Consider the following 13,089-nt stretch of genomic DNA (forward strand, 5'->3'; position numbering starts at 1 on the left):
AAAAGGAAGAAAGGTTTCACAAAACAAAAAACCCCGCAAGCGCGGGGTTTTTCTAAGCCTGTTCGGCGAGAAGCTTACGCGCTTACTCAGCTACGATGCTTACAAATTTACGGTTCTTCGGTCCTTTAACGTCGAACTGAACTTTACCGTCTTTTAGTGCAAACAACGTGTGGTCTTTACCGATACCCATGTTGTCACCAGCGTGGAAACGAGTACCACGTTGACGAACAATGATGTTACCAGCAAGAACAGATTCACCACCAAAGCGCTTAACACCTAGGCGTTTACTTTCTGAATCACGACCGTTTTTGGTACTACCACCAGCTTTTTTGTGTGCCATGTGTTCGTGCTCCTATTATGCGTTGATACCAGTGATTTTCACTTCTGTGAACCACTGACGGTGACCCGCTTGCTTACGAGAGTGCTTACGACGACGGAACTTAACGATTTTTACTTTATCGCCACGACCGTGTGTAACAACCTCAGCAGTCACCTTACCACCAGCAACGATTGGTGTGCCGATTTTTACGTCGTCACCGTTGCTTACCATTAAAACTTTGTCAAATTCAACCGTTTCGCCTGGGGCTACTTCGATTTTTTCAAGACGAACGGTTTGGCCTTCGGCCACACGGTGTTGTTTACCGCCACTTTGGAAAACCGCGTACATAGTTAACTCCGCTCTGCGTCCACTGACGCTTCAATTCAAAAAACAGGGCGCGAATTGTACGTGAAACATCCGTAAATCACAACCCCGATTCGCAGAAAAATAGATTATTTTTCCAACATGGGGCGAATTATGCCCCAATTGCGTATTTGATGCAGCTTCAAATGCCCAAAAACCGTTAAAAATTCACAAATTTTTTTGAAAAAACAGTAAAAATTTTTAGGTCGTATTAAATCAAAATGGAAATATTGATAGGTCAAATTACATAGAAATGCGATCCAAACAGCGCAAGATCACGTGAGCGAGATCGGCAAACGGTCCTCAAATATGCATTGCGATCAGACTGCGATCGAGCTGTTGGATCCCACGAATAGGATCGTTTTTACGATTACTACTTCGCCACTTTGTATCTGTGACTTGGGGCAATGCTACTCCCCTAAATCACAAAAAAAGTTGCTCTTAAACACTTCGTTTTCTTCATACAAACGTCAAAAAATAGCGACTTAACAGGAAAAATTATCGAGAGCACCTATAATTGCATGTGATCGCATGATTAAGGGGGCGTACATGCGGCAAACCGCTAAACACGGAACAGAATTTATATGAAGAATGCAGCCCCACCTTTTTCACATCTGGTTTAACCGTATCTGAGGAATTACACGTAAATGCGTTAAGCCGTCATTTTTTAAGACAATTTGGTGGATAGTACAGATGATTAAGGTACAATCGCCACCTATAATTGCCCAAGACGTAAGAGTAAGTATTTATTGCCATGCCTATGGATATAGATCAAATCCGCGCCCTGTCTAATGATGATATGCAGGCGGTCAACCAGCTGATTCAACAACAAGTCGACTCTGATGTTGCCCTAATTAATCAGCTTGGTTTTTACATTGTAAACAGTGGCGGCAAGCGATTACGCCCACTTCTTACCGTGTTAAGTGCGCGGGCTATGGGAATAGACAACAACGATCACCATACCCTTGCGGCGATTGTTGAATTTATTCATACCGCTACCCTATTGCACGACGATGTGGTTGACGAATCGACCATGCGCAGAGGGCGGGAAACGGCCAATGCCATTTTTGGCAATCAGGCATCAGTATTAGTGGGTGACTTTCTTTACACCCGTTCTTTCCAAATGATGGTGAGCCTTAAACGCATGCGTGTTATGGAGATACTGTCTGAAGCCACAAACCAAATTGCTGAAGGTGAAGTGTTACAGCTGATGAACTGTAACGATCCCAGCACCACAGAAGCACGTTACTTTGATGTTATTTACGGTAAAACGGCGCGTTTGTTTGAAGCTGCTACGCAGTTAGCGGCTGTACTGACCGACCAAAATGAGCACATTGAACACGCTATGCAAGAATACGGTAAGCACCTAGGCACAGCCTTTCAGCTAGCTGACGATATACTTGACTACATGGCTGACAGCGAAGAAATGGGCAAGAATGCGGGCGACGATTTAGCTGAAGGTAAGCCTACTCTGCCATTACTTTACGCTATGTGGCACGCAAAAAATGACGACGACAAAGCGCTTATTCAAGAAGCTATTGAACAAAGCAATGGCCTACCACACTTGACGCGGATTCAAGGCATTATGGAAGAAACCGGCGCTTTGGACTACACACGTGAATGTGCACAAAAAGAAGCACACATGGCTATTAACAGCTTAAACGCTATTGAAGATTCTGAATATAAAGAGGCGTTAATCGCGCTGGCACATATTTCAATTGAGCGTACGAGCTAACTAGCAATAGATAACTAATTGTCGATAAGTGATATGAAAAGGCGTGTTGTAAGCAACACGCCTTTTTTATTGGCAATTACCAATTACGAAAACTAGCTAATTATTAAAAAGCTAGCCTTCGAGCATGAAACCTATCATCCCCACTAAAAAACCAAGAATACCGCCAAGCGGAGGAAGCCAATGGTTTTCCATACGAATTTGCGGTGCAATATCCTGAAACACCGAATAAAGTATTCCACCTGCGGCAAACAGCATTATACCGCTCATTACAACGGGGAACTGCGCTAGATAATAAAAGCCTAACAAGCTAAACAAGGGGCCAAGTAGCGCCATTAATACAAAGATAATAATGAGTTTGGTGCTGCGCTGCTTGTTCTTTGGCAACATTTCCCTATATGCATTAAACCCTTCTGGTAAGTTTTGAACTGCAATCAGTAGGCCTAATAACATGGTACCTCCGCCTAACGCTGCCGTAGTACCAAGTGCGATAGACTCGGGCACAAAATCACTGAGCATGGCGGCTAACTGGCTGCCTGCGGTTTTCTTTTTCGCCAAGTAAATATCAAGGGCCATAAAAGCTAAAGCACCGCCTACGAAGCACATTATGGCCGCAAATACCGATACGTCTTTTATGCCTTCAGGTACAAGTACAAGACCCACCGCCGAAATTAGCGCTCCTGCTCCTAACGCTAAAATACCATGGCGTAATTCTTTTTCTAGCCACTTAGGCTGAATGCCTTGGTAAGTCGCTAAAATAGCGCCTGCGGGCATAGCAAGACCCGCCACCGTTGCCATTATTAATAAACCTACTATATCGCCTTGTGCCATAAAGACTCCTTTCTAGCTGTTGTCTGTGCTTGTCTATTTATTGATTACTGCACACAGCACCATTAGTTTACAAATAAATCCTTTTCTACACGCGTAACGAAAAAGAGCAGCTTAAGGCTGCTCTTTGCATTTATAACGATGGGTTGTGTTGGCTATACACAAAAAGTCGATTAATTTAAGTCCAAATCTCGGGTCATGTTCTCGTTCTTATCGCGATGCACAATAATGTTGTCTTCAATGCGAATGCCACCAAAAGGTTTGTATGCATCAATGGTATCCCAGTTAATGTACTTAGACGCAGGCGTCGCTTTAAGGTCGCGCAGTAGACTATCGATGAAGTACAGGCCCGGCTCAATAGTGAACACTTGACGCGCTTCTACCATACGCGTGCAGCGTAAGAACGGGTGATCATCAGGAGCAGGCTTAGGCGTGCCTCTGTCATCATTAACCAATCCGCCCACATCGTGTACCTGCAGCCCCAAGAAATGGCCAATGCCATGTGGGAAGAACGTGCGTGTAATACCCATTTCCACGATTTCTGGCGGCGTTAGGTTCACCATGCCGGTATCGTGAAGAATTTGCGCAATACCATCGTGGGCTAACAAGTGAATGTCTGTGTAGGCTACACCCGGCTTTAACGAATCGACTAAGGTCAGCGTTACCTTATCTACCGCTTGAATGAGGTCGCGGAACATCGCTGAATTATGAACATCTTCTTGAGCGTAAGTACGTGTAATATCTGCCGCATAGCCATGATAATTCGCACCCGCATCAATCAGAAAAGAACGTGATTCTTTTGGCGCTACGGTATCACACTGCATGTAATGCAGAATTGAAGCATGCTCGTTAAGTGCCACAATACTGGTATATGGTACGTCGTTGTCACCTTGTCGGCTTGCTGCAGCATAAGCAAGATTGATATCAAACTCGCTTTTGCCTTCACGGAAGGCTTGCTCAGCGGCCTTATGACCTGCCACCGCCAGCTTGTTAGCTTCACGCATGCAGTCAAGTTCATAGTCGGTTTTATAAGCACGTTGATAGTGCAAATAATGCAACACGCGGTCTGGATTTACATTGTCAAAACCCAACGCTTTTGCCACTTCAATATATTCGCCTACATAGGCAAAACGGCTTTTATCGTAAGGCAGAAATTTCTCTACTGCATCGGCCTGTTGAAGTAGTTTAATGTCGAAGCTGTCAGTCCAAAAGTCATTTGGCTCTGGTGGCACTTTGTGCCAGAAATCTTCAGGGCGATAGAAAATAAGCGTAGGCTTGTCTACACCGTTTACCACCAGCCAACAGTTAGGGTTATCAATAACAGGCACCCATGCTTTGAACTGCGGGTTTACCTTAAATGGGTAGTGATTATCGTCCAGGAAAAGACGTTTGCCCTGCCCTGAGTGAATAACTAGTCCGTCTAGCCCTTCTCGCTGTAATGCTTCGCGAGTTCTAGCTTGAAGCTCTTCGATATGCTGTTGGTAGGTTGCTTTATGTTGCGACATAGCCCCTCTTATCTTTTTAGTCGTTAGTTAGCTACTAGTGTATCACGAGGCCAGCATGACATGCATACTGGCTCAGACCGCTGTGCTGTTGTATACGTTAAGTTTCCCATACTGGTAAAATAATAACGTAATGAAAGGCGTACCCGTATACGCCTAACCTTTGATAGCTATCGCGGTGCTAGTTGAAGTGTACCTGTTACCGGATGTGTACTTACTGCATCTGCCGATGGGATCATATCGCGGGTAAGTTGAGGGAAGATATTCTCGTTTCCACCTAACTGCTGGTCGTAAATATGCTGATACGCCATCACCGCCTTCACGTAAGCACGGGTTTCTTTGTAGGGAATATTCTCAATCCAAATATCCACGGGCAGCGCTTCATTAACAGGTAACCATTCCAACACTTTGCGCCAACCAGCGTTATAAGATGCGGACACCAGCACAGGGTTATTGTTTAACTTGTCCATTAAATAACGCAGGTACTGCACGCCGTATTCAACGTTATCGTCTACCTGAAAAAGTGTGTTACGACTTACTTTCTCTTTTGCTACATAACGCGCTGTTCCCGGCATAAGCTGCATGAGTCCTGCCGCTCCCACCGAAGAGATAGCATCGCTTCTAAACGAACTTTCGCGGCGTGCAATAGCCATAGCCAGCGACTTTGAAATGCTGTATGCCTGCGACTTTTCGCTGAATACATCGTTAAAGGCCAGTGGGAATCGGCGCTCGACATCATCCCAATAGCCACTTCGCGCAAAACTGGTAATAGCTTGATCGTACAAGCCCCACTCATACGCCAAAATGCCCGCATCGGTCACTTTCGATTCGGGTAAATGTGACAGTAAATAAAACCACTCACGGCGCGCTTCTGTGGTTCTGTCTAACCTGAAAAATTCAACAGAGCGCATGGTGGCAGGGGTTTTCGCCACACTGGCAATAGCTGCCGTGTCTCTTGGCGCTGGCGTGTGTGCGAGCGACGGAATTTCGCCTATGTGCGCACTTGCCATAAAGCCATAATAATGGCGTTCTTGAGAAAGCTCTTTATAAAGCACCGTAGCCTGCATAGTTTGACCAAGCGCTTCTAAAGCACGGGCTTTCCAATAGCGATAGTTTTCTTCTTGCTGCAAACTGGCAGGAGCGCTATCAATAACATTAACCACTTCCTGCCACTTTTTCGTGCGAAGCAAATGGGAAATATGCCAAAGCTTTACATCTTCACTGGCACCCTGCACATCAGCAAGTTCAAGCCAATGATGCGCTTGAGGAAGGCGGTCTAGCGTGTAGCTAAGCGCTATTGCTCTTCGCATAACGTGCTGCTGCGCTGTCGAGAACACGTTTTTGTCGTTGTAGCGGTTAAATACCGTGCCGGCTAAGTCAGGGTTTCGCCAAGCAAGTTTCTCGACCGCCCATACGATTACCTCAGCTTCATGCGATGCATTTTTTAGTGGAAAGAGCGCCGTTCTATTTACTCGGCTGGTGTCTCGGGTTACCGATAGCCACGCGTCAGCCAGGTATTGCTTATCACCGGGAAGTTGGCGCTTAAGATAAGAGATAATGCTTCGGTTATCTTCTTTCGCGGCAATCTCTATGCGCTTGATCACCATTTCGGGTGTCATCATGCCAGCTTTTTTCCACTTAGCAAAAAGCGGATCGCATTCATCCGGTTGCGACTGACCGTGAAGCCATAAAGCGTCGACTTCGGACAAAATAGCTTGTTCGCTTTCACCTTCTTTTAAACGGTAAGTAAGCGCGATACAGGTTAGCCTTGCGCCCATGCCTGGGCGATAATTGTCTAAAAAAGTGCTGCGATAATCGTTCTTAGCAAGGTAATTAAGCCATTTATAACGCACACCGTAGCTTACCGGCTGACCATTGAAATCTTCTAGAAACTGCTTAACCTCGCGCTTTGTTCTTATTGACATCGTGCGCTCTAGCTTGAGCCTAAGCAGATAAGGATAAAGTGGATAATGCGCCAGTTCATAAATGTCGTTATCGAGGCGCTGAACGCTTCGCTTCGAATACGTTAACAGCTTTTTTTCAATTTCCAGATAACGAGCGCGATCCTTTTCGAAAATATCTTCGGGTAGTGTTAAAGGCTGTGTAGCCCATGCGCCGATAGAGAAAAATGAAGAGAGCGAGCAAACAAATGCCCCCACAACGGTGGCGAACAATTTATTGTTTTTTGTCAGCGAGCGCTGACCTAACCACGAACTAAAATAAAAACCAGACACAATAGAACTCCTACCCTGCTCTACACTCGAACGCTTATGAGCGCTGGCAAATTTGCCGAATCGAGCTGATTGTAAAATGTTGCTGAAAAAGCAGCATTGCGACTGATCCACTACGTTCGTTTGATAAACGAAGGGAAGATTTCAGCTTGGCTCCTTGCCAAAGAAGATGTTGTGCCAGCTGTCGTTAGCTATGCTTTACACACATAGTTGACATGATTGTAGATTATTCTTTTGCTGGATTGGCGCTTTGCGTCAATAACGCTCATTATACAACCACCAATGGCGAAATGAAGCTTGAATTCGATATTTACACTTGAATTTAAGTCATCCGACCACTACCTTAGACAAATTGAAACGCTTGTTTGATTTTTTGTTGAAATTTTGTGTGGCTTTGTAAAGAATCTAGCCACCCTAACGCGTTAGTGAATGCATACGACCCTACAAATTAGTTGGATTACTTCACTAACATCCTGGCCAATGCCGAAGGAGATGATAATGATATACACAGGCAAAAGTCTTTCCGTCAGCCTGTTAGAAGACGGCTTTGCTGAGCTGGTATTCGACGCCCAAGGTTCAGTAAACAAGTTCGACCGCCAAACGGTGAGTGAACTTGACGAAGCAACTCAAGCCCTACTTGCTAAAGGCGATGTTAAAGGCTTAGTGGTACGCAGTGCAAAACCTGCATTTATCGTGGGTGCTGATATCACCGAGTTCACTGGTTTATTCGCCATGGACGATGCAGAAGTACTACAGTGGGTTGCCAATACATCACAAGTATTCGACCGCTTCGAAGACCTACCTTTCCCTACCATCGCTGCAGTTAACGGCTTCGCTCTAGGTGGCGGCTGTGAGATGGCATTGGCGTGTGACATGCGTATTGCAGACACTACTGCTTCAATTGGTTTACCAGAAGTTAAACTAGGCCTAATGCCTGGTTTTGGTGGTACGGTTCGTCTACCTCGCCTTATTGGTTCAGACAACGCCCTTGAGTGGATGACCACTGGCCGCGACAGAAAAGGCGCGAAAGCCCTTGCTGAAGGCGCAGTTGATGCCGTTGTTGCACCAGAAGCACTTGTTGAAGGTGCGCTTTCAATGGTGAAAGACGCCGCTGACGGTAAATTTGACTGGCAAGCGCGTCGTGCGGTTAAGAAAGCCCCACTACAGCTAAACAAAAACGAAGCCATGATGAGCTTCAGTACTGCTCAAGCTATGGTATTTGCGCAAGCTGGCAAACACTACCCAGCACCGCACAAAATGGTTGAGACTGTTCAAAAAGCAGCGGGCCTAGACCGTGAAGGTGCACTTAAGCTTGAAAATGAAGGCTTTGTAGCGTTAGCGAAAACAGACGCTGCGAAAGCGCAAATTGGTATTTTCCTAGCCGACCAGCTAGTTAAAAGCAAAGGTAAAAAGCAAGCGAAAGCAGCGACTAAGCAATCTAAGCTTAACGCTGTGCTAGGCGCAGGCATCATGGGCGGCGGTATCGCATACCAGAGCGCTGTGAAAGGCACGCCAGTTATCATGAAAGACATTAACCAAGGTGCACTAGACCTTGGCCTTTCAGAAGCAGCGAAGATCCTTGGTAAAGGCATGCAGCGCGGTAAAGTAGACGCGGCCAAAATGGCGCAAACACTTAACGCTATCACGCCTACCCTTGAGTACAGCACGCTTAAAGATGCAGACCTTGTTATTGAAGCGGTTGTAGAAAACCCGAAAGTAAAAGGTATTGTGCTTAAAGAAGTAGAGGACAACGTAGCGGACGACGCTATCATCTGTTCAAACACTTCTACTATCTCTATCAATCAGCTCGCTGAAAGCCTAGACAAGCCAGAGCGCTTCTGTGGTATGCACTTCTTTAACCCAGTGCACCGCATGCCGCTTGTTGAAATTATTCGTGGCGAAAAAACCTCTGAAGAAACCATCAATGCGGTAGTAGCCGCTACCCTTAAAATGGGCAAAACCCCAATTGTGGTTAACGACTGCCCAGGGTTCTTGGTAAACCGCGTATTGTTCCCATACTTTGCGGGCTTCAGTAAGCTACTTATCGACGGCGCTGACTTTGTAGCGGTTGATAAAGTAATGGAAAAAATCTTCGGCTGGCCTATGGGCCCTGCTTACCTAATGGACGTTGTAGGTATCGACACGGGCGATCATGCAGCAGACGTAATGGCAGCGGGCATTCCAGAGCGTATGGCTCGTCTGGACAACGACCCGGTAACACTGTTCTACAAAGAAGAGCGTTTAGGTCAGAAGAACGGTAAAGGTTTCTACAACTACGGTGTTGATAAGCGCGGCAAGCCGTCTAAAACACCTGCTGAAGAAGCATATGCCCTAATGACGCCACACGTAGCTGAGAAGACAGACTTTGAAGCTGACGACATTATTGCACGCCTTATGATCCCTATGGCAAACGAAGCAATTCGCTGCCTAGAAGAAGGCATTGTAGATAGCGCAGCTGAAGCAGATATGGCGCTACTTTACGGCTTAGGTTTCCCTCCATTCCGCGGTGGTATTTTCCGTTGGATTGAAACCATTGGCTTGGCGAACTTTGTTGCTATGGCAGACAAGTACGCTGAACTTGGTCCTATTTATCAGATCTCAGACGGCGTTCGTGAAATGGCCGCTTCTGGTAAATCCTATTTCGCATAAGACCCGGAGGAAAAACTAATGAAAGAAGTGGTCGTAATCGATTGCGTACGTACCCCTATGGGTCGTTCAAAAAACGGTGTTTTCAGAAATGTGCGTGCAGAAGACCTATCTGCTGCACTAATGACTGCGCTACTAGAGCGTAACCCTGGCGTAAACCCAGCGGAAATTGAAGACATCATTTGGGGCTGTGTTCAGCAAACTAAAGAACAAGGCTTCAACGTTGCACGTAATGCGCAACTACTTACACAAATTCCACGCACAACTGGCGCGGTAACGGTAAACCGTTTATGTGGTTCATCAATGCAAGCCCTTCACGATGCAACAAGCGGCATCATGAGCGGCCGTGGTGACATCTACATGATTGGTGGTGTTGAGCACATGGGTCACGTACCGATGAACTACAACATCGACTTCCACCCTGGACTTGCTAAGTACACGGCAAAAGCGTCGGGCATGATGGGTATGACAGCCGAGCTACTTGGCCGTCAAAACGGTATTACTCGTGAGCAACAAGACGCCTTCGGTGCGCGTTCGCACCAGCTAGCGCACAAAGCACACCTTGAAGGCCGCTGGGCTAACGAGATTGTGCCTGTTGAAGGTCACGACGCAAACGGCGTATTAAAGTTAATTGACTACGATGAAGTAGTACGCCCAGAAAGCACTGCTGAGAGCATGGCGGCACTTCGCCCAGTGTTCGACCCAGTAAACGGTACTGTTACTGCGGGTACATCTTCTGCGCTGTCTGACGGTGCATCAGGAATGCTACTTATGTCAGCAGACCGTGCGAAAGAGCTTGGCCTAACGCCTCGTGCGAAAATTCGCTCGATGGCAGTGGCTGGTTGTGATGCGGCAATTATGGGTTACGGCCCAGTGCCAGCAACACAAAAAGCGCTTAAGCGCGCTGGCCTTACTATGGACGATATTGAACTTGCTGAGTTTAACGAAGCGTTCGCAGCACAGGCGCTATCTTGTATTAAGCAGCTTGGTTGGATGGACCACCTAGATACTAAGATTAACCTTAACGGTGGTGCGATTGCACTTGGTCACCCACTAGGTTGTTCTGGTTCGCGTATCTCGGGTACGCTTATCAACCTAATGGAATCACAAGACGTAAGCCTAGGCTTAGCGACTATGTGTATTGGTTTAGGCCAAGGTATTGCTACTGTATTTGAGCGTGTATAAGCGTTTAAATAAGCGCTTTTAAAGCTAAATATTGAAAAGGGCCTTCGGGCCCTTTTTTGTTGATTCTAATTACTTTTCAGATTACTTCAAAATACGAGATAAAGGACTTGTCACCCCCTGCGCACCTTGCTGAAGCACGTGAGTATAAATTTGCGTGGTCTTTACGTCTGAATGACCTAACTGTGTTTGCACCGTTCTAATATCAGCGCCCGATTGCAGCAAATGCGTTGCAAAAGAGTGGCGCAGCGTATGAGGCGTAACTTTCTTTTTAATGTCACAAGTTTTTGCCATGTTCCGTATTGCTTTTTGTATACTCGATTCATCAATATGATGTCGTCGCACTCTTTTGCTTTCAGGATCGACAGATAATCGAGAAGAAGGAAATAAATAATGCCAGCCTAACTCTCTGGGCGCGTTTTTGTATTTCAAACGTAATCGGTGAGGTAGATAAACGCCTGCGTATTTTGGATTTTCTAAATCAGCCGCCAAGAAGTTTTCTACCATAGCGATTTGCCGTGTAAGACCGGGCTTTAGTTCCGCGGCCAAAGTGACAATGCGATGCTTACCGCCTTTCCCATCCCAAATGCGAATAGCGTTGTAGTCAAAATCAATGTCTTTAACTCGTAGCCTAACCGCTTCCATTAGCCGCAAACCACTTCCGTACAATAAAGATATTGGTAACTTTAGGTTGGCAGGAATTTGCTCAAAAAGAGAAACGACCTCTTCCTGCGTTAATACAACTGGAAGCTTGGCTTGCCTACGACTTGAAACAAAGTTGAGTTCGCATGAAAGTGGGCGCTCTAATATATCGCGATATAAGAACGCCAATGCATTTAACGCACTCGCCTGAGTGGCCGGAGCCACATTTTTAGCGTTAACTAGGTGAGACAGAAACACTTCAACTTCTTTGTCTCCCATTTCAGATGGGTGCTTATTATTATTGAAGCGAATAAAGCTAATTATCCATTTACTATAGAGTTCAATCGAACGCTTCGCATAGCGACGGTTTTGCATGTGCTCTATCACCATTTGCATGAACATTGATTTCATTTTTTTGATTTTAATTACTGTAAATAAATACAGAATTGCGGTTTTTGACTCGTCCGTAAAATAAAAAGGAAAGATTCCGTACTTAAGTACAGTATTTTCAGATACTAAGTGTAGGTTATTGATGGAAGTGTATTTACGTGCGAAAGTGATAAAATTATAAATGTGATATATGGAAATTATCCACATTGCATAAAGGATTTTTTCCGCACACTAAATTGTTAGGCACTTCAAGGAAGGAAAATGAATTTAGCGGATTTAAATCACTTAAAAAATCTAAGCTGGTATACGACTGTGCCTTTGCTTGTTTGCGCGTGGCTTCTTCACGATTTTACGGCTTCGAGTGTCACAGCAATATCGTTCTTTCAACTTTTAGAAACAGTTCTACTCTATTTTGGTAAAGTTATCGGCGGGCTCATAATTCTCTACATAGTTTGGTTGTACGCAAGTATCTACATAGATTTGACAGGTTTCCCGTTAACGCTCTTGTTAGCAACATTCCTCTTAACACTTTCTGCTGTGGGTTTGGGCATTCATTTTTTCAAGTCAGAGGAAATTGATTTACCTATCAATGTGGTTTGGTTCTTGAGCTTTGCATCAATCGCTTTCAATCTTTATCAATTAAACCATAATATTACAGAGGACTTGGAAAAACGTGCCTAACAAAACGCTGTTGGCACTCCCTTCGGTCGCTGGGACGCATACATGCGGGGCGGCTTCGCCATTATGCCCCACATGCCTGCGCCCCTTATTTAAAAGTTAGGTGCTATAAGGAAATGCCGGTATTACTATGGAAAGTATAGTTAAGCTACTAATTGTTACATTCTCTTTCGCTTTAACTGCATGCACAGAGTCAAATCGCTCTGATAGTTCGAACAGCTACACCCAATGTATACGTTACAATTCTATTTGGGATAAAAACGAACCTATAATTCGTGAACTACTTAAAGCCCATGAAGTTACTAGTCTTAGTACTGAACAGCGGCAAAAATTAAGTAATGCATTAAATGAAATAAGGGCAATTAAGTACGATTACCAAACCGATCACTGTACTAAATATGACGCTCAAAAAGGATATTTTGAGCTTCATAAAAGCGTAAATGATGCTTTAGTGGACGACCCTAACAACGATGGTTCATAGGATGTTTTTAATCGCACCTAATCGGGTAGCCGGAGGTATCTAGCCTCCAGCCCCCACAACACCCTGCATGCGGCTCCGCACAGGGCGTTTCATTT

At 45.3% G+C, this 13,089-nt stretch carries 11 protein-coding genes; 5 read left to right on the forward strand and 6 right to left on the reverse strand.

The window, feature by feature from the left end:
* Nucleotides 1-82 precede the first annotated feature (82 nt).
* Entirely contained in the window at nucleotides 83-340 is a 258-nt protein-coding gene (rpmA, locus tag QME20_RS04460; protein ID WP_012517170.1) for a 50S ribosomal protein L27, read from the reverse strand.
* Nucleotides 341-355: 15 nt separating this feature from the next.
* On the reverse strand, nucleotides 356-667 hold the full coding sequence (rplU, locus tag QME20_RS04465) for a 50S ribosomal protein L21 (protein WP_012517169.1): 312 nt from the start codon (nucleotides 665-667) through the stop codon (nucleotides 356-358).
* Between the two features lie 775 nt (nucleotides 668-1,442).
* Between rplU and ispB the strand changes: the two genes are divergently transcribed.
* On the forward strand, nucleotides 1,443-2,417 hold the full coding sequence (gene ispB, locus QME20_RS04470) for an octaprenyl diphosphate synthase (RefSeq protein ID WP_239218022.1): 975 nt from the start codon (nucleotides 1,443-1,445) through the stop codon (nucleotides 2,415-2,417).
* Between the two features lie 111 nt (nucleotides 2,418-2,528).
* Here the strand turns inward: ispB and QME20_RS04475 are convergent, their stop codons facing one another.
* The 3 genes from QME20_RS04475 to QME20_RS04485 form a co-directional block, all read right to left on the reverse strand.
* A complete protein-coding gene (locus QME20_RS04475) occupies nucleotides 2,529-3,245 on the reverse strand; it encodes a divalent cation transporter (RefSeq protein WP_061439380.1) in 717 nt (238 codons plus the stop codon).
* A 170-nt stretch (nucleotides 3,246-3,415) separates the two neighbouring features.
* A complete protein-coding gene (gene pepQ, locus QME20_RS04480) occupies nucleotides 3,416-4,747 on the reverse strand; it encodes a Xaa-Pro dipeptidase (RefSeq protein ID WP_168463084.1) in 1,332 nt (443 codons plus the stop codon).
* 167 nt (nucleotides 4,748-4,914) lie between these two features.
* A complete protein-coding gene (locus QME20_RS04485) occupies nucleotides 4,915-6,978 on the reverse strand; it encodes a transglycosylase SLT domain-containing protein (RefSeq protein WP_281715518.1) in 2,064 nt (687 codons plus the stop codon).
* Nucleotides 6,979-7,473: 495 nt separating this feature from the next.
* Between QME20_RS04485 and fadB the strand changes: the two genes are divergently transcribed.
* Together fadB and fadA are read left to right on the forward strand one after the other, a co-directional pair.
* Nucleotides 7,474-9,624 carry a fatty acid oxidation complex subunit alpha FadB gene (gene fadB, locus QME20_RS04490; protein WP_281715519.1) on the forward strand — a complete coding sequence of 717 codons (2,151 nt, stop codon included), beginning with the start codon at nucleotides 7,474-7,476 and terminating at the stop codon, nucleotides 9,622-9,624.
* Between the two features lie 18 nt (nucleotides 9,625-9,642).
* On the forward strand, nucleotides 9,643-10,806 hold the full coding sequence (fadA, locus tag QME20_RS04495) for an acetyl-CoA C-acyltransferase FadA (RefSeq protein ID WP_014948145.1): 1,164 nt from the start codon (nucleotides 9,643-9,645) through the stop codon (nucleotides 10,804-10,806).
* Between the two features lie 81 nt (nucleotides 10,807-10,887).
* Here the strand turns inward: fadA and QME20_RS04500 are convergent, their stop codons facing one another.
* Nucleotides 10,888-11,856, reverse strand: a complete 969-nt coding sequence (locus QME20_RS04500) for an integron integrase (protein ID WP_281715520.1) — start codon at nucleotides 11,854-11,856, stop codon at nucleotides 10,888-10,890.
* 240 nt (nucleotides 11,857-12,096) lie between these two features.
* Here QME20_RS04500 and QME20_RS04505 point away from each other — a divergent pair, with 240 nt between their 5' ends.
* Nucleotides 12,097-12,516, forward strand: coding sequence for a hypothetical protein (locus tag QME20_RS04505; protein ID WP_281715521.1), 420 nt, complete (start codon nucleotides 12,097-12,099; stop codon nucleotides 12,514-12,516).
* Nucleotides 12,517-12,643: 127 nt separating this feature from the next.
* Complete coding sequence (locus tag QME20_RS04510) at nucleotides 12,644-12,994, forward strand: hypothetical protein (protein ID WP_281715522.1); 351 nt, start codon at nucleotides 12,644-12,646, stop codon at nucleotides 12,992-12,994.
* The last annotated feature ends 95 nt before the right edge of the window (nucleotides 12,995-13,089 follow it).

The sequence above is a fragment of the Alteromonas sp. CyTr2 genome, from assembly GCF_947311905.1.
GTDB classification, from domain to species: Bacteria; Pseudomonadota; Gammaproteobacteria; order Enterobacterales; family Alteromonadaceae; genus Alteromonas; species Alteromonas macleodii.